Origin of the sequence: Pseudomonas sp. QC2 (assembly GCF_002859085.1) — a bacterium.
GTDB classification, from domain to species: Bacteria; Pseudomonadota; Gammaproteobacteria; order Pseudomonadales; family Pseudomonadaceae; genus Aquipseudomonas; species Aquipseudomonas petroselini.
On record NZ_PKKS01000003.1, the window covers coordinates 371,559 to 389,201 of the forward strand.

Below are 17,643 nucleotides of genomic sequence, written 5' to 3' on the forward strand. Positions count from 1 at the left end.
CCTCCCACAGTAGATCGGTGTTGATCCAAATAATCCAGCCAGCGGACCACCGCACGCTTAACACTTCAATAGGAGCAAGTCCCTATGAGCGTGCTCGCACTCAACCGCCCACTGGCCCTGGAATGGCCCGCCGAACTGCTCGGCAACCTGCCCAAGGCGCTGGAACAGTTGCGCCACTGGGCGCAGATCACGCCGCTGCACACCGCCCTGCGCCACAAGCGCCAGGGGCAGTGGTATGCGTGGCGCTGGATCGACGCCTTGCGCGATGTAGAGCGCCTGGCCGACGGGTTACGCCATCAGGGTTTCAGCGAGCAGTCGCGGCTGGCCCTCAGCGGTGCGTTTGAACCGAACCTGTTGCTGCTGGCGCTGGCGGCGCACGCCATCGGTGGACAGGTCTTGACCCTGGCCGATGACCTGGATCCCGAGGCGCTCCAGCACCACCTGTGGCGCATCCGCCCCACTCACTCTTATGTGCAAGGCCGCCAGCACGTACGGGATTGGCAGTCGGCGAATCTACTGGATTTCGCCCAATTACTCGGCCCGCTGGACCCCGCGCAACACCTCGCACGCTGGTGGCAGCCCACGGGCGAAACCGCGTTGTGGAGCGAAGAGGGCACCCACTGGCAGGGCGGTCTCGCGGTGGTGCTGGAGCAATGGCTGAACAGCGGTCACGGCCTGGCCTTCCCGGAAAGCCTGGCCTCGGCGCGGCGCGATCGCAGCGAAGTAGCCCCCACCGGCCTGCTGTTGTCGCCCGTGCGTTTGCAGCATCTGGCCGATGAGATCGAAAGTCGCCTGGCGCCTCACGGCACCTGGCGCCGACGTTTGTGCGACTGGGCCATCGCCCACCCGCAGAGCGGCGTGCGTCGCCTGCTGAAAAACCGCGTGCGCAAGCTGCTGGGTTTCCAACGCCTGGCCTACATCTGGCAACCGCTTAAACCGACGGCCGAACCGACCTGGTTGGCTGAGTTCACACGGGACATCGCATGAGCCAGGCCATTTTGCAGGTGCGGGATATCTCGCTGTCGTTCAAGGGCGTCAAAGCGATCAATGCCTTGTCCTTCGAGGTGGCGCGCGGCGAAATCTGCGCGCTGATCGGGCCGAATGGCGCAGGTAAAAGTTCTCTGCTCAACGTGCTCAATGGTGTGTATCGCTTCGATGCCGGCGAGATTGTCTTCGAAGACCAACACTTCCACCGCATCGACCCCTTGGGGGCTGCGCGTCGCGGCATTGGTCGCACCTTCCAGAACAACGCGCTGTTCAAAAAGATGAGCGTGCTCGACAACATTCTCACCGGCCTGTCACGGCACATGCGCAGCAGTTTTATCGAACAGGCCCTCGGCTTACCCCGCGCACGCCGCGAAGCCGAAGCGTTCCGGCTACGGGCCCAGGGCATTCTCGAATTTCTTGAACTGCAAGCTCACCGGGATGTGTTGGTGGGCAACCTTTCCTACGGCCTGCAAAAACGCGTGGAACTCGGCCGGGCGTTGATCGCAGGGCCGAGCTTGTTGTTGCTGGATGAGCCTATGGCCGGCATGAACGCCGAAGAAAAGCAGGAAATGGCGCGCTTCGTCGCCGACGTAAACCGCGACCTCGGCACCACCGTGGTGTTGATCGAACACGACATGGGCGTGGTGATGGGCCTGTCCGACCACGTGGTGGTGCTTGATTACGGGCGCAAGGTCGGTGACGGCACGCCTGCCGACGTGCAGGCCAATCCCGAGGTGATCGCGGCCTACCTGGGAGTGGTAAACGGATGACGTTCTTCTTTGAAACCCTGCTCGGCGGCCTGCTCGCCGGCACCATGTACTCGCTGGTCGCCATCGGCTTCGTGCTGATCTACAAGGCCAGTGGCGTGTTCAATTTCGCCCAGGGCTCGATGCTGCTGTTCGCCGCGCTGACCTTTGTCAGCCTGCATGACCAAGGCGTGCCGTTTGCCCTGGCACTGCTGCTGACGGTGATCGTAATGATCGTCGGCGCCTTGTTCATCGAGCGCCTGGTCTTGAGGCCGTTGGTGAACCGTTCGCAGATCACCTTGTTCATGGCGACGCTGGGCCTGTCGTTCATTATCGAAGGCCTGGCCCAGGGACTGATGGGCGCTCAGGTGCGCGCCCTCGACTTGGGCATCGACGACGTACCGCTGTTCGTCGGCCCGCTGATGCTCAGCCAGTTCGACCTGATCGCTGCCGCCGCCGCCGTGGTGCTGGTGACGGTGCTGGCGTTGCTGTTCAACAAGACCCGCATCGGCGTGTCGCTGCGCGCGGTGGCGGATGACACCACGGCGGCGCTGTCCATCGGCATCAACCTCAACCGCATCTGGCAGATTGTCTGGGCGGTGGCCGGGATCGTCGGGCTGGTGGCCGGGCTGCTGTGGGGCGCGCGTCAAGGCGTGCAATTCTCGTTGTCGCTGGTGGTGCTCAAGGCCTTGCCGGTGTTGATTATCGGCGGGTTTACCTCGATTGGCGGGGCGATTGTCGGCGGGCTCATTGTCGGCGCGGCGGAGAACCTCGCCGAGGTGTACATCGGCCCGTTGATCGGCGGCGGTATCACGCCGTGGTTCGCCTACGTATTGGCCCTGGCCTTCCTGTATATCCGTCCCGCCGGCCTGTTCGGCGAGCGCGCCATCGAGCGAGTCTGAAACCATGTCGATCCCCCTTGCGCAAGAAACCGCGCCGTTGCTGCTGATTCAGCGGCGCATCCCCTGGGCCCTGATCGGCCTGTTGGCGCTGGCCTTTATCGCGGTGCCGCTGTGGGGCAATGACTATTGGCTGAATGCGATCCTGATCCCGTTCCTGGTGCTGTCGCTGGCCGGGCTGGGCCTTAACCTGCTCACCGGCTACACCGGACAGACATCGGTGGGGGCGGCCGGCTTCATGGCCGTCGGCGCGTTTGCCACCTATGGATTTCTGTTGCGCCTGCCTGAGTTGGGTTTGCCGGTGGCGCTGCTCGGCGGTGGGGTCATCAGCGCCTTGGTCGGCCTACTGTTCGGCCTGCCCAGTTCGCGGATCAAGGGCTTCTACCTGATGGTCACCACCCTGGCCGCACAGTTTTTCCTGGAGTGGCTGTTCGTCAAATTTCCCTGGTTCTACAACTACGGTTCGTCCGGGACTATCTCCGCGCCGAAGCTGGCGCTGTTCGGTCACGACCTCAACACGCCGTTGGGCCGCTACCTGCTGACCCTGGTCACCGTGCTGCTGCTGACCTGGACCGCGATCAACCTGGTGCGCAGCCAGGTCGGGCGCAACTGGATGGCGATCCGTGACATGGACACCGCCGCCGCCGTGGTCGGCATTCCGGTGGTGCGCTACAAACGCCTGGCGTTTGCGGTCAGCTCGTTCTACCTGGGCATCGCCGGCGCGCTGTGGGCCTTTGCCTACCTGGGAACGGCCAGCGCCAGCAGCTTCGATATCAATCGTTCGTTCCAGATCCTGTTCATCATCATTATCGGCGGCATGGGCAGCATCGCCGGCAACTTTGTCGGCGCGGCCTTTATAAGCCTGCTGCCGATCTTTCTCAGCCATGCCGGGCAGGCGCTGTTTGGTGGCGCGGTGGATGCGGGGCAGTTGCAGAACCTGCAGAAAATCATCTTTGGCGTGTTGATCATCGTGTTCCTGATCAAGGAACCCGAGGGCTTGATTCGCCTGTTGCACAACCTTCGCGATCGGCTGCGTCAATGGCCCCTACGTTTCTGACTGACTAAGAGAATCCAAATGCGTGCATCCTTGAAACGTTCCCTGGCCGGCGCCGCCTTCGCGCTGGCTGCCCTGGCCGGTGCTGTGCCTCAGGCGGTGGCCTCGCCCGACCAGCAATTCTTTCCCCTCGCGACTTACCGTGTCGGTGCCTATGCGTCCAGTGGCGTGCAGGTGTGGGCGGGGATGATCGATTACCTGCGTTACATCAACGAGGTCGAAGGTGGTATCAACGGCGTCAAACTGGTGTGGCAGGAATGCGAGACCGAATGGACGGCGGAGAAGGGCATCGAGTGCTACGAGCGCTTCAAGAATGGCCTGGATGGCGCCCCGGTCGCGGTGTACCAGCCCAACGGCGCCCCGGCGGCGTACGCGCTGAGCGAGCGGGCGGAAGTCGACAAGATCCCGCTGATCACCCTCGGCTACGGCCGCACCGAAGCCACCGACGGTACGGTGTTCCCCTACAATTTCCCAGTGATGCTGACCTTCTACAGCGAGGCGTCGACGCTGGTGAACTACATCGCGCAGCGCGAAGGCGGTTTCGACAAACTCAAGGGCAAGAAGATCGCCACGGTCTACCACGACTCGGCCTACGGTCGTGAAACCCTGGGCCCGCTGAAACTGCTCGCCGAAAAATACGGCTTCGAAAACATCCAGATTCCGGTCGCCGACCCTGGCAACGAACAATCTGCGCAATGGCGCCAGGTGCGCCAGGCCAACCCGGACTGGGTGTTCCTGCGCACCTGGGGCGTGTCCACGCCGGTCGCGGTGAAGACCGCCGCGCGCTTCGGCTTCCCGGTGGACCACATCATCGGCGATATCTGGGCCAGCTCCAGCGAAGACGTATTACCCGCCGGTGCCGCCGCCAAAGGCTACCTGGCGCTCACGCCGTACCCAGCCGGTGCCGACTTTGAGATCCACAAGCGCCTTAAGCGCTACATCCTCGACAAAGGCCACAGTGACCTGAAGGACCTGAAGAACTTCGGCAGCGTCTACTACAACTCCGGCCTGGTGAACGCCGCCGTGGCGGTGGAAGCGATCCGCACCGGCCAGGCCAAGTTCGGCAAGCGCCCGCTTAATGGCGAAGAAGGCCGCTGGGGCCTGGAGCACTTGAACATCGACGATGCGCGCTTGAAGGACATGGGTTACCTGGGCCTGATGCAGAACCTCAAGCTGTCGTGCCGCGACCACGAAGGCGGCGGCTCGGCGCGCGTGCAGCAGTGGGACGGCGCTCACTGGACGCTGATCAGCGACTGGATCGCCGCCGACCGCGCCCTGTTGCGCCCGCTGATCGATGAAAAGTCGGCAGCGTTCGCCAAGGAAAAAGGCCTGACGCCACGTACCTGCACCGGGGATGAATAAACCATGAGCCAGCCCGCCACCGACACCACACGCCCGTCGCTGCTGACGGTCAACGATATTGAAGTGATCTACGACGGTGCCATCCTTGCGGTCGCCGGGGTGTCGCTGAGCGTGCCCAAGGGCGCCATCGTTGCCTTGCTCGGTGCCAATGGCGCCGGCAAGAGCACCACGCTCAAGGCCATCTCCGGGTTGGTGCATGCCGAGCGGGCCGAGGTCAGCCGGGGCACGATCGAATACGCCGGCGCCGACCTGGCCGGCATCGACCCCAGCCAGCGCGTGCGCCAGGGCATGGTCCACGTGCTGGAAGGCCGCCATGTGTTCGGCCAGTTGAGCGTGGAAGACAACCTGCGCAGCGGCGGCTTCGTGCGGCGCCTGAGCCGCAAGGACATGGCGCACGACCTGGAGCGCATCTACGCCTGGTTCCCACGGCTCAAGACCAAGCGCCACACCCGCGCCGGCCTCACCTCCGGCGGCGAGCAGCAGATGGTCGCCATCGGTCGGGCGTTGATGACCCGTCCTACGCTGGTACTGCTCGACGAGCCGTCCATGGGATTGGCGCCTATGATCGTGCAGGAGATCTTCGCGATCATCGCGCAGCTCAACCGTGAGCAGCAGGTGAGCTTCCTGATCGCCGAGCAGAACATCAACGTCGCGCTGAACTATGCGTCCCACGGCTACGTATTGGATACTGGCCGCGTGGCCTTGAGTGGCAGCGCCGCTGAACTGCTGGCGCGGGGCGACTTGCATGACATTTATCTGGGCAAACAGTAAGGGCGACTCCGCATGACTGAATCCATCCGCAACGCTGATGTACTGATCATCGGCGGCGGCCTGAGCGGCACGATGCTGGCCGTGCAACTGTTGCGCCTGCCTGGCCAGCGCCAGATCCTGGTGATCGAGCCGCGCGCGGAACTCGGCCGGGGCGAGGCCTACAGCGCCGTCGAACTGGGCCACACCCTGAACGGCAATGCGGCGCGCATGAGTGTCGACCCGGACAATGCCGACGACCTGACCGAATGGCTGACCGATTTTATCGGCGCTGGCGGCTGGCCTGAGTCGGATCAGCAGCACGTACCGATCAGCGAACTGTTCCCGCCGCGCGGGATTTTCGGCGTGTACGCCCAGCAACGCTTGGCCGAGGCGAAGGCGCAGTCAGCGTCCAGCGTCGAACATGTGCGCGGTGAAGTGGTCGACCTGCGCGTGGAGGAAGCCTCAACGCTGCTGACCCTCGACAACGGCCAGCAACTGCGCGGCGCGTTCGCGGTACTGGCCACCGGCATGTTCCCGGCGGCGCGTACGCCACAGACCGAGTCCAGCGGGTTGAACGCGGCGGCGGTGGACCCCTGGGATGTGAGCGCGATGACCGAGATTGACCCGCAAGCGACGGTGCTGATCATCGGTTCCGGGCTGACCATGGTCGACGCCGTGGTTTCCCTCGAGCAGGCCGGGCATCGCGGGCCAATCGAAATTTTCTCGCGCCACGGCCTGCTGCCCCATGTGCGCCGGCAACCGCCGAGTTGGGTGGATTTCCTCGGCGAGGATCACCGCCTGCGCAGCCCCCGGCAATTGCTGCGTGAGGTGCGTCGGCAATGCGCTATTGCGCACGCGCAGGGCATCGATTGGCAAGCACCGCTGGACACCGTGCGTGCGCACATCGGCCGTCTATGGAGCCAGGCCAGCGAGGGCGAGAAACGCCAGTTCGTGAGGCATGTGCGGCCGTGGTGGGAGAGCCATCACCACCGCTCGCCGCCGTTGAGCGCGCAGTTGGTGGCGCGCTTGCATGAGGAAGGGCGGTTGCGGATCCGGGCGGCGTCGTTCAAAGGCCTGGAGCCTTCGGCGCAAGGGGTGACCATTCGCTTGCGTTATCGCGGCGAGCACGCGGTGACCCAGGTGTCGGGCGCAGCGCTGATCAACTCCAGCGGCATCGAATACGATTGGCGCCGCGTGGCCCGGCCGCTCCCGCAGCAGTTGCTCAAGCGTGGGCTGATCCAGCCTGGGCCGCTGGCGTTGGGGATTGCGGCTGATGCGTCGGGGGCGGTGGTGGATGCGCAGGGGCAGGTCAGCCAGCGCTTGTTCGCCATGGGGCCGCCGTTGCGGGGGATGTGGTGGGAGAGTACGGCGGTAACGGATGTAGCGCTGCAAGCCAAGGCGCTGGCCTCAAAGCTCACACAAATCTGAAGGTGGGAGCTGGCTTGCCAGCTCCCACAGTTTGAACCGTGTTCAGCTTCCGACTTTTACGAAACCCGGCCTAAGCCCAAACACCTCAACCCCCTGCGCCGTCGACTGCCCGGTCGTCACCTTCACCCGCTCCACCGGCTTATCCATCGCCTCGCGGTACTCAACGGTTTTGTCCGCCTGGATCGCCTGGCTCGGAACCACAATCGCCTGCGCATTGTTGTAGGTCACGATGGTCAATCGCGCACTCATCCCCAGCCGCACCCGCTGCAACTGCTGCGGCGTGAGCTTGGGAATCGATAACGTCACCGGAAACTGCGCGCTGCCCTGACTGTCACTGGTAATCGCCAAGCCACTGACCACGCTCACCGAACCGGTCAGCCGCTCGCCATCAAACCCATCCCCCAGTACTTCAACCGCCTGGCCCTGGTGCAGTTGGTTGATATCCAGCTCCGACACCTTGGCGACGATTTTCAGCCGTTCGATATTCGCCAGTCCAAACAGCACCTGGCCCTGGCTGACCTTGCTGCCGGCCTGCACCGGGGCCGTGTTGTTGCCACCGCCTTGGGGTGACGGATTGCCGGGCGGTGGCACCACGATGCCGGCGAACGGCGCCTTGATGTCCTTGCCTTCGAGCAACGTGTGCAGGGCCTCGTATTTCACCGTGGCATTGGTCAGTTCCATATCGGCGATCTGGCGGTATTCGCCTTTGCCCTGGTCGATGGCCTGTTGCAGTTCGCTGCGCGCGGAAGCGAGGTCCAGTTGTTGCTGCTGGGTCTGTTGCTTGAGGTCGTCCAGCTCATTGCGCGGGATGATGCCGCGCTTGAACAGGTTTTCGCTTTCAGTGAGTTTGCGCTGGGTGTTGCCGGCGATCATTTCGGCGGTGCGCAGGCTGCGGCGCGCGCGGCTGACGGTAGGGCCGTTGTTCCAGTCCTGCATCTCTTGCACGGTGCGCCGGGCCTTGAGCTGCGTGGAGAGGGCTTCACGCAGCTGCACTTCGAGGGTCGCCGGGTCCATGCGCAACAGCACTTGGCCGGCCTCGACCCGCTGGCCTTGTTCCACCAGGTTGGCCTGTACGTTGCCGTCGAAGGGCGCGGTGAGGGTGATGGTGGTGTCGGGTTCGATCCTGCCCACCAGGCCGATCTGGTGCACCAGCGCGTCGGCTTTCACCTCCTGCCAGTGCTCGGCGGTGGTCGCCGGATCGGACGCAGGGCTGCGCAGGGCCAGGCCTGCGCCCGCCAGCAGCACGATCAATACAGCGCCCAGCAGGCGTTTCTGATTAGTAGTCATTGAGGGCGATTTCCCAACTTTCCAGCGTCATGCCCAGGGTCAAGTCGAGCTGGGTCTGGGCGTTCAAATAAGCGATCAGCGCATTGAGGCGCGCATTTTCGGCGTTGCGCAGGTCGGTCTCGAAACTCAGCACCTGGAAGTTGGTGGAGCGCCCGGCGCTGAGTTTCTCCCGCTCGATCTCGATCTTGCGCCGCGACAACTCCACCGCGCGCTGGGAAATTTCATACTGGCGCCAGCGCGTGCCGAGGTCGCGCACCACATCGTTGACGCTGCGTTCCAGTTCCTGGCGTGCATCGGTGATGCGGATCTCCTGGTCCTCCACATTCACCCGCGCGCGCACTTCGGCCTGGCGCGTGCTGATATCGCCGATGGGGATTTGCACCTGCACCCCAGCGTAGCTGTCCCAGGTGCGGTTGTTAGAGCGGCCTGTGTCGTTGTCGTAGGCGTCGCGTACCTGGTTGGCGCCGGCCACCAGGTCCACCTGCCAACGCCCGGAGTCCTTGGCGATCACCAGGTTGAGGTCAGCCTGTTGGCTGCCAAGCAGGGCGGCGAGGTATTCCGGCTGCTGGGTCTGCGCCAGGTTGAACGCCTGGCGCTTGTCGATCTGCATGGGCCTGGCCTCCAGGGCTTCGGTGGCGCGAATCGGCGTGGACAGGTCGAGGGCCAGCAGGCGCAGCAGCGACAGGCGGTTGGTGTCCAGTTGGTTTTGCGCCTCTTCCACCCCCAGTTGCTGGGTGGCGATATCGGCTTCGGTCTGTACGATTTCGAACTCGGCCATGCGCCCGGCACTGATCAATGCCTTGTTCACTTCCAGCAAGGTACCGGACCGCTTGAGGGCGTCCTGGACGATACTCAGTTGTTCCTGGGCGCGCAGCAGTTCGCGGTAGGTGGCGATGATCTGGCTGATGGTCTGCGCCACCGCGGCCTTGAGGTTCAGGCGGTTGGCCTGCTCCGACAGGCGCGACAGGCGCAGCGGCGCGGTGGTGGCGTCCCAGCCGGCGCCACGCAGCAGCGGTTGGATGATCGCCAGGTCCAGGCCGTCGCTGCGGTAGCGGCCGGCGCGGTCGGCGGTGTTCAGTTGCTGGGTCCAGGCCATGCTCAAGCGCGTACCGTACTCGCCGAGCAGGCTGGTGGCCGGCGCCACGTTGGCATTGCGCGCATTGTCGGCAGAGCCGCGGGTGCTGCGGTACGCGCTGTTGAGCGTGAGTTTGGGGTTGAACACGTCTTCGGCCACGCGCAGGTCGAATTTCTGGGCCACCCGTTGCAGGTACGCGCTGCGGATCGCCGGGTTGTTGCGCAGGCCCAGGTACACCGCATCGCCCAGGGTCAGGGTGGTGAGCTGGGCATTCAGCGAGACGCTGCGCTCATAGCCGCTGCGCGTCGTGCTCGGTGCCGAAGGCTTGATCACCACGTCGGCCGCCACGCCCGGAAGGCTGACCACGGCAAGCCACAGCAGCCACTTATTCATCGCGCAGGGCCTCCACCGGCTGCAGCCGTGAGGCCGAGATCGCCGGGTAGAGGCCGAAGAACAACCCCACCAGCAGCGTACTGCCCACGCCCAGCGGGAGGGCGGCGACGGCCAGGGCAAACGCCCAGCCTGACAGCCAGGCATACAGCCAGGCAGCGGTCATGCCCAGCACCGCACCACACAGGGCGCCGACGGCGGTGAGGGTTACGGCTTCAAGCAGGAACAGGTTACGGATATCTCGCTGGCGCGCGCCGAGGGCCATGCGAATGCCGATCTCACGACGGCGCTCCGAGACGTTCATCAACATCACGTTCATCACCCCCACGCCGCCGCCGACCAGGGAGATCGCGCCGAGGGCCAGCAGCAGGTAGGCGAAGGTGCGGCTTTGCCGGGTCATGCCGTCGATCATTTGCTGGGGCACCTGGATGTCCACATCGTGGTCGGGCAGTTGTGGTTTCAAGGCTGCGGCGGCCTCTTGGGCAAGGCGTTCCATGTCTTGGCCGGGCGCGGCGCGGATGATCACGTTGCCGATCTGCGGCGTGGCGTAGATACGGCGCATGCCTTCGGCAGGAATGAACAGCGACTCATTGGCCTGCACCGGCATCAGCATCGCGCGTGGCTGGCTGCGCAGGATGCCCACGATCAGGAACAGGTAGTCGTTGATGCGCACGCGGTCGCCCAGTTGCAGGGGGTCGCCCGGCGAACCCAGGGCCTCGGCCAACGGGTCACCGATCACGGCGTAGGTTTCGTTGGCATCGAAGCTCGACAGAAAACGTCCCTGTTGCACCACCAGGCGCATCGCGTCCTTGATGTCCGGCGTGCTGCCGACGAAGTTGGCGTTGACGGTCCGGCCGTGGAACACGATGGGCCCGCTGAACAAGGTGAGGGCGCCGATGTGGGTAATGCCCGGTACCGCTTGGCGCACGGCGTCCAGGTCAAGGCGAGCGGGCATGGTGATAGTGCCGCCGTTCTTGGCCGGGAACTGGGCGACCAGGGTGTCGGTGCCCATGTCCTTGAAAATCATCGCGGCGTCCACCGCCGCGTTGTGCCCGATATTGATCAACGCCACCACCGATGAACTGCCGATGACGATACCCAGCAGCGCCAGGATCGAGCGCTTGCCCAGGGTGCGCAGGCTGACGAACGCTTCATGCAGCAGTTGGCTGAGGCTCTGTTCGACCCGCAGGCTGCTCTCTACCTGCGGGGTCATAGGCGCCCAACCTCTTGCACCACGCCATTGCGTACCAGGATCTTACGTTCCAGGCGCTCGGCAATATGCGGGTCGTGGGTGACGATGATCAGGGTGACCTGTTGCTCGCGGTTCAGGGCCAGCAGCAGGTCCATGATGTCCTGGGCCGTGGTGCTGTCGAGGTTGCCGGTGGGTTCATCGGCCAATATGACCGAGGGCTTGCCCACCAGCGCGCGTGCAATGGCGACGCGTTGGCGTTGGCCGCCGGAGAGGTCGGCGGGGCGATGGTGGGCGCGGTCGGCCAGGCCGACCTGTTGGAGCATGCGCAGGGCCTGCTCCACCGATTCCTGGCGCGATACGCCGCGATAGCTCAAGGGTAGGGCGACGTTATCCAGGGCACTGAGGCGTGGCAGCAGGTTGAAGCTCTGGAACACGAAGCCGATCTGCTGGTTGCGGATGGCCGCCAACTGATCAGGGGTGGCGTTGAAAATGTCGTGGCCGGCAAAGTGGTACTGGCCGCCGTTGGGCAGGTCCAACAGGCCAAGGATATTGAGCAGGGTACTTTTGCCGGAACCCGAGGCGCCGAGGATGCCGCAGCTGTCGCCACGGGCGATGCAAAGGCATACATCATTGAGAATGGACAGGTGTTGCCCGGCCAGCTGATAGTGCTTGCCGATGCCTTGCAGGGAGATCAAGCCTGGGTGCGCGGGGGTGTCTGTCATGAATACGCCTTCAGTCTCGACGCTGCCGTCCTCTTCCCCTGGTAAAGCCTTGTAACAAGTTAGGGGGTCGCCTCGGCGCGCGCCATGGACCTGTTTTGTTTCTTGTTTTTAAAATATTGTTTGAATACTAACCGCGTTCCAGCCGCTTCGCCAGCCATCGATGTAGAGCCGTTTCAGCTTGGGAAAAGGCTTACTTCAGGGGGCCGGAACGCGGATCAAAACACGCTTGCCTCGCTCCGTGGAACCCGTCGGCCAAGGCTTTCGATCATATGGCGCAGTGTCACTACTTGCTTTCGAGCGACGGCACCGGTATAAAAAATCAAATTATTTTTTAAAACAATATTTCCCACGTGGAACTTCTATGGTCGCGAAGAAAGTCAGCGCTCCAAACATCACCAAGACTCGACTGCTGGATGCGACAGAGGCTCTCTTCATCAAATACGGCTATGACGCGGTTTTGTTGCGGCAGATTACCGAGCGTGCCCAGGTCAACCTGGCGGCGGTGAACTACCACTTCGGGGACAAGGATTCCCTGATGCAAACCCTGCTGAAGCAGCGTCTGGAGCCGCTCAACGAGCAGCGCCTGGAACTGTTGGCCCGCTGTGAAGCCGAGTCCGACGGGCCGCTGGATTGCGACACGTTGCTCGGCGTGCTGTTCGCCCCGGCCATGGGCCTGGAGCGCAGCGACCCGGCCAGCGCCAGTGGGGAAGGGCGTTCGTTCATCCGTTTCCTGGGGCGGGTGTACAGCGATACGTCGCCGTTTATCCAGGAATACCTCAAGGTGCATTACCAGCCGGTGTTCCAGCGTTTCTTCGAAGCCTTCGCCCTGGCGTTGCCGGACCTGCCGCGCAATGAATTGGGGGTGCGTTTGCAGTTTGCCCTGAAGGCCATTTCTGGCGTGATGGCCGGCACCGAGCTGCGCTTGTTGATGAACTCCATGAGCCTGGGCCGTCCGGCGACGGATGCCGAGGTGATGGCCAAGTTGATCACCCTGGTGTCGGCGGCGATTCGCGTCCCGCAGCAGAGCCCGGAAGCGGAACATGCGTTGGCCAAGGTGCTGGACACTCAGCGCGCCATCCGTGAGCACGCCGCAGCGCCTGTCGCCAAGGCTTCTCGCTGAGCGGTTTTTCAGGCAAAAAAAAGCCCGCTGGGGCGGCGGGCTTGATGTACAACGTTTGTAACGGATGAGGCTTCACCCTACGTTCCGCGATGTGAATAAAACGTGAAAACTTTGTAAGGCAAAGTGTGAAAACCTTGAAATCCGTAAATGTTTGGGAATTTTCCTATTTCGGCGAGCGGATTCAGATTTTCCAACGACCCGCACTCTTGGCCAGCCGCTGGCGCATCGCATCCACATTCTGCGCCAGCTGCAACGTCAGCAGCCGATAGCCATCCAACGCGCTATACACCGGCACGTCCAGCACAGTCTCTGCACCGCTGGCGTGACTCGGCCGCTCCAATCGCTCCGTTACCCCCGACTTCAAGGCCCGCGCCATCCCCACCAATTGCACTCGGATCTGCCGGTGCTCGGCCTTCAACATCACCTGCATCCGTGCCGTCGCCTGTTCATCCCGCGGATCCGGGCGCGTATTGCCGAGAATCTCCAGGGTGCTGATGCACATGCGCAAATGCCGCTGGAGGGCGTCCAGTTCGGTCATCGATATCCGCACTTCCTTGGACACCGACGGCATCAACGAGCGCAACTGCAACATCGCCGCATTCAGCCGGTTAAGCAGCTTCAGGTGTTGATCGTCGGTGACTGACTCGCCATTAATGATCCGGCTGTAAATCTCGGCGCAATCGCGCAGCGCGCTGGCCAGGTTGTAGCGCCAGGAGTACACGGCGTACAGCGGCAGGGCGAAGGAGAACGCCAGGGCCAGGACGATGCCGATCAGGATATCGACCGTGCGCCACAGGCCGTCCGAGATCGGGTTGTCTCCATGGCCCGCGACGATAAACACGGTGATTGCCGACAGCAGCGCTATATAGCCGCCCTTGCCAATGGCGTGATACGAAAAGAACCCGCACACCGCCGACATCAACAGGTAGGTCAAAAACGGCTGGCCGAAATAAGCCTGTTGCACCACCAGCACCAAACCGACGCTGGCGCCGATCAAGGTGCCGTAGGCGCGCTCCACGGCTTTCTTGCCGATATTGCCGTGGTGCTGCAAGCCGCCGATCACGATCAGCATGGTCACCGAGGCCCACTCACCGTGGGGCAGGTTGATGCCGGTGGTCAGCAGGATGGTGGCCAGCAAGCCGATGGACACGCGCACGGCGTGGATCAGCTTGGCATGGCGATAACGGCGGTACGGGTCGAGCAAGGGGCGCAGCAGGCGCCGGGCGAAGAAGGGCAGGTTCATCGGTCTTAAAGTGGCCTCAAAATTCAGGTGTGTGTTGTTTTCAGAAGATGTAGTCGGTGGTCAGGAAGCTTGAGTCACGGTTGCGCAGGATGTCGCTGACCAGCGCCTTGTTGCTCTCCTGGAACTTGGTCGCCACCAGCGTGCGGATGGAGAACACGCGCAAGGCGTCATGCACTGACAACGTGCCTTCGGCCGAGTTCTTGCGCCCATTGAACGGGAAGGTGTCCGGGCCGCGCTGGCACTGGGCGTTGATGTTGATACGGCCGACCTGGTTCGCGAAAGCGTCCACCAGGCGCCCGACCTCCACGGCGTTGGTGCCGAAGAGGCTCAGTTGCTGGCCGAAATCCGAGTCCAGCACGTACTCGATCACGGTCTCCAGGTCACGGTAAGGCACGATCGGCACCACCGGGCCGAACTGTTCCTCATGGTAAACGCGCATGTGCGGGTTCACCGGGTACAGCACTGCCGGGTAGAAGAACGTGCCGCGACTTTCACCGCCGTGTTCATTCACCACCTTGGCGCCGTGTTGCGCGGCATCGGCTACCAGGCTGTTGAGATAATCCACCTTGCCTGCTTCGGGCAATGGCGTCAGCGCCACACCGTCTTCCCACGGCATGCCGGGCTTGAGCGTGGCGACTTTTTTATTGAATTTGTCGATAAAACTGTCGACGACATCTTCATGCACGAACAGGATTTTCAACGCGGTGCAGCGCTGGCCATTGAACGACAACGAACCGGTGACGGCTTCACTGACGGCATTGTCCAGGTCCACCTCAGGCAGCACGATGCCGGGGTTTTTCGCATCCAGGCCCAGCGCCGCACGTAGGCGGTGCGGCTTGGGGTGCAGCTTTTTCAAATCGCTGGCGGCCTTGTTGGTGCCGATAAACGCAAAGATATCGATCTTGCCGCTGGCCATCAGCGCGCTGACCGTTTCGCGGCCGCTGCCGTAGATCACGTTGATCACCCCGGCCGGGAAGCTGTCGCGGAACGCCTCCAGCAACGGGCGGATCAGCAGCACACCGAGCTTGGCCGGCTTGAACACCACGGTGTTGCCCATGATCAGCGCCGGGATCAGCGTGGTGAAGGTTTCATTCAGCGGGTAATTGTAGGGGCCCATGCACAGCGCCACGCCCAGTGGTACGCGGCGGATCTGGCCGAGGGTGTCCTGTTCCAGCTCGAAGCGGCTGGAGCGACGGTCGAGTTCCTTTAGGGCATTGATGGTGTCGGTGATGTAGTCGCAGGTGCGGTCGAATTCTTTCTGCGAATCCTTGAGGTTCTTGCCGATTTCCCACATCAGCAGCTTGACCACCGCATCACGCTGTTCACGCATGCGCCGCAAGAACGCTTCGACATGCTGGATGCGGTCTGCCACGCGCATCGTCGGCCATTCGCCCTGGCCACGGTCATAAGCGCGCACGGCGGCGTCGAGGGCGGTGAGGGCGGTGTCGGCATCCAGCAATGGCGTGCTGCCGATGTGCACGCGTGCATCGCCCAGTTGCACCGGGCTGAGGACTTGGGCCAAGGGGCCGCTCCATACCTGCAACTGGCCGTCGACCAAGTAATCACGCTGTTCGATAGGCGCCGCCAGGCGGAACTGTTCGGGAATATCGGCGGCGGAGGTGGGAAACAGCTGGGTGAGCAGGTTGCTGGTGGTCATGTCGCTACCCCTGGAATAGTTGCAAAACATGACTAGAGAGTCACCCAACACGGGGCTCTATGGCAAGGCTTGTGCGCTTTGCAGTACGCACAGGGGCGCTCGCCGGGTAAACTGCGCGGCTTTCTTGAAGGAGTTCACATGAGTCAGTACCAGCCGGGCATTCTTGCCGCACCGGTGCCGTTGCAGGCACGTCATCTGTTTTTTGCCGTGGACTCCCTGGCCGCCGTGCCCGCTGCGCTGGACGCACTGGTGCAGTGGGCCGATTCGGCGGCAGTGATCGGGGTGGGTGAGCCGCTGGTCACCGCACTCGGCGCCCGGATTGAAGGCCTGCGCGCCTTCCCGATGGTCAGCGGGCCGGGCGCGCATAACCCGTCCACCCAACAGGCGTTGTGGGTGTGGCTGCATGGCGTGGATCGCGGTGAGCTACTGTTGCGCAGCCGCACCGTTGAAAAGGCCCTGGCCCCGGCGTTTCGGCTGGTGCAGATGATCGAAGGCTTCCGCTACAAGACGGGCTTCGACCTCACCGACTACGAAGACGGCACCGAAAACCCCCACGACGACGCGGCGGTTGAAGCCGCCCTGACCGACAGCGGCGCCAGCTTCGCCGCCCTCCAGCAATGGCAGCACGACCTCGACGGCTTCGCCGCCTTGCCTGCACAAGAGCGTGATCACATCATCGGCCGCCGCCATGGTGACAACGAAGAACTCGAAGACGCCCCCGAATCCGCCCACACCAAGCGCACCGCCCAGGAAAGCTTCACCCCGGAAGCCTTCGTGGTACGCCGCTCGATGCCATGGGCCGAGAACGGCCAGGCCGGGTTGATGTTCCTCGCGTTCGGCCACTCCTTCGATGCGTTCGAGGCGCAACTGCGCCGCATGAGCGGCCTGGAAGACGGGATTGTCGATGGCCTGTACCGCATCAGCACGCCGTTGACCGGCGGTTACTACTGGTGCCCGCCGTTGAAGGATGGCCATTTGGACCTGAGTGCGATCCTCCCGGCAGCAAACCTCTAGACGGTGAGCGCTGGCTTGCGTGGGATAGTTTCAGCACGATCCGCCTGATTCGCGCAGGTGCCTGCCTCGCAGGCACGCTGGAACCGTCTCAGCACACGCCGCCACACACTCGCTACTTGCCGGGTGTCTGTCATACGGGATGCAAGGCGCAATCGTCGAACCGTCCAGGAGCGCTCACACATGCTGATTTCACGTATTTCCATATCGCACGCCTCACCGCCGCCAAGTCCGGCGTCCACGCCCTTTTCGAAGATGTCGGATTCGGACCTGGCCAAAGCCTTTGGTGACAATTTCCAAGCGTTCAAACACCCCACGACGGCGAATGCAACGACGGATAAAATCCGCGAAGTGGCCGGTCGTTCGCTGACGGGCGACGCGCAAAAAGATAAAGAAACGCAACTGGCCCGGGAACTGCTCAAGCCCAATCGCGACAACGTGATGGCCGCACTGGACTCAGTGGATGACAAGGGCAAGCGCGACGGTGTCATCGGGCCGTGGAACCCCCAGATGGCGGCTGACCAGTTGGCCTGCAATCGCTGCATGACGGTGCAAGGGCCCACCCTGCAGATTACCTATTGATCGTGACCTGTTTTCCACCTCCTGGGGCGAGGGTCGGTTTTCAGCACTGTGTCAGTGACTGTGTATCGAACTGTATCCCCGCACCCTCCTGATACACCCGCATGACGTTCTATCGCGTTCGCGACACAGACCGGATAC

The 17,643-nt window shown here is 63.1% G+C and carries 16 protein-coding genes; 10 read left to right on the plus strand and 6 right to left on the minus strand.

The window, feature by feature from the left end:
- The first annotated feature begins 84 nt into the window (after nt 1-84).
- The 7 genes from QCBJ_RS03195 to QCBJ_RS03225 are packed head-to-tail and all read left to right on the plus strand — an operon-like array spanning nt 85 to nt 7,226.
- Entirely contained in the window at nt 85-987 is a 903-nt protein-coding gene (locus QCBJ_RS03195; RefSeq protein WP_102060123.1) for an AMP-binding protein, read from the plus strand.
- Nucleotides 984-1,757, plus strand: coding sequence for an ABC transporter ATP-binding protein (locus QCBJ_RS03200; protein ID WP_102060124.1), 774 nt, complete (start codon nt 984-986; stop codon nt 1,755-1,757). Before QCBJ_RS03195 ends, QCBJ_RS03200 begins: the two co-directional genes overlap by 4 nt.
- Nucleotides 1,754-2,635, plus strand: a complete 882-nt coding sequence (locus QCBJ_RS03205) for a branched-chain amino acid ABC transporter permease (RefSeq protein ID WP_064055365.1) — start codon at nt 1,754-1,756, stop codon at nt 2,633-2,635. The genes QCBJ_RS03200 and QCBJ_RS03205 overlap by 4 nt, the downstream gene beginning before the upstream one ends.
- A gap of 4 nt (nt 2,636-2,639) precedes the next feature.
- On the plus strand, nt 2,640-3,689 hold the full coding sequence (locus QCBJ_RS03210) for a branched-chain amino acid ABC transporter permease (protein WP_012724979.1): 1,050 nt from the start codon (nt 2,640-2,642) through the stop codon (nt 3,687-3,689).
- An 18-nt stretch (nt 3,690-3,707) separates the two neighbouring features.
- The gene (locus QCBJ_RS03215) at nt 3,708-5,048 is read left to right on the plus strand and encodes an ABC transporter substrate-binding protein (RefSeq protein ID WP_064055366.1); all 1,341 of its coding nucleotides are present in this window, start codon (nt 3,708-3,710) and stop codon (nt 5,046-5,048) included.
- A 3-nt stretch (nt 5,049-5,051) separates the two neighbouring features.
- The gene (locus QCBJ_RS03220; protein WP_102060125.1) at nt 5,052-5,819 is read left to right on the plus strand and encodes an ABC transporter ATP-binding protein; all 768 of its coding nucleotides are present in this window, start codon (nt 5,052-5,054) and stop codon (nt 5,817-5,819) included.
- Nucleotides 5,820-5,831: 12 nt separating this feature from the next.
- On the plus strand, nt 5,832-7,226 hold the full coding sequence (locus QCBJ_RS03225; RefSeq protein WP_102060126.1) for an FAD/NAD(P)-binding protein: 1,395 nt from the start codon (nt 5,832-5,834) through the stop codon (nt 7,224-7,226).
- 42 nt (nt 7,227-7,268) lie between these two features.
- Here the strand turns inward: QCBJ_RS03225 and QCBJ_RS03230 are convergent, their stop codons facing one another.
- From QCBJ_RS03230 to QCBJ_RS03245, 4 genes are read right to left on the minus strand one after another with little or no spacing between them, the layout of a single operon-like run.
- On the minus strand, nt 7,269-8,513 hold the full coding sequence (locus tag QCBJ_RS03230) for an efflux RND transporter periplasmic adaptor subunit (RefSeq protein ID WP_012724975.1): 1,245 nt from the start codon (nt 8,511-8,513) through the stop codon (nt 7,269-7,271).
- Complete coding sequence (locus tag QCBJ_RS03235; protein WP_102060127.1) at nt 8,503-9,981, minus strand: TolC family protein; 1,479 nt, start codon at nt 9,979-9,981, stop codon at nt 8,503-8,505. The genes QCBJ_RS03230 and QCBJ_RS03235 overlap by 11 nt, the downstream gene beginning before the upstream one ends.
- Nucleotides 9,974-11,191, minus strand: coding sequence for an ABC transporter permease (locus QCBJ_RS03240; protein WP_102060128.1), 1,218 nt, complete (start codon nt 11,189-11,191; stop codon nt 9,974-9,976). Before QCBJ_RS03240 ends, QCBJ_RS03235 begins: the two co-directional genes overlap by 8 nt.
- A complete protein-coding gene (locus QCBJ_RS03245) occupies nt 11,188-11,892 on the minus strand; it encodes an ABC transporter ATP-binding protein (RefSeq protein WP_102060129.1) in 705 nt (234 codons plus the stop codon). The genes QCBJ_RS03240 and QCBJ_RS03245 overlap by 4 nt, the downstream gene beginning before the upstream one ends.
- 361 nt (nt 11,893-12,253) lie before the next feature.
- Here QCBJ_RS03245 and QCBJ_RS03250 point away from each other — a divergent pair, with 361 nt between their 5' ends.
- Nucleotides 12,254-13,012: a TetR/AcrR family transcriptional regulator gene (locus QCBJ_RS03250; RefSeq protein ID WP_012724971.1), complete on the plus strand. Its 759-nt coding sequence runs from the start codon at nt 12,254-12,256 to the stop codon at nt 13,010-13,012.
- A 181-nt stretch (nt 13,013-13,193) separates the two neighbouring features.
- Here the strand turns inward: QCBJ_RS03250 and QCBJ_RS03255 are convergent, their stop codons facing one another.
- A complete protein-coding gene (locus QCBJ_RS03255; RefSeq protein WP_102060130.1) occupies nt 13,194-14,255 on the minus strand; it encodes an FUSC family protein in 1,062 nt (353 codons plus the stop codon).
- 40 nt (nt 14,256-14,295) lie between these two features.
- Nucleotides 14,296-15,912 (minus strand): NADP-dependent glyceraldehyde-3-phosphate dehydrogenase, encoded by a 1,617-nt coding sequence (locus tag QCBJ_RS03260; RefSeq protein ID WP_012724969.1) that lies wholly within the window; start codon nt 15,910-15,912, stop codon nt 14,296-14,298.
- A 138-nt stretch (nt 15,913-16,050) separates the two neighbouring features.
- Here QCBJ_RS03260 and QCBJ_RS03265 point away from each other — a divergent pair, with 138 nt between their 5' ends.
- Complete coding sequence (locus QCBJ_RS03265; protein ID WP_012724968.1) at nt 16,051-16,926, plus strand: Dyp-type peroxidase; 876 nt, start codon at nt 16,051-16,053, stop codon at nt 16,924-16,926.
- Nucleotides 16,927-17,106: 180 nt separating this feature from the next.
- Nucleotides 17,107-17,505: a hypothetical protein gene (locus QCBJ_RS03270; protein WP_102060131.1), complete on the plus strand. Its 399-nt coding sequence runs from the start codon at nt 17,107-17,109 to the stop codon at nt 17,503-17,505.
- Nucleotides 17,506-17,643: the final 138 nt, after the last annotated feature.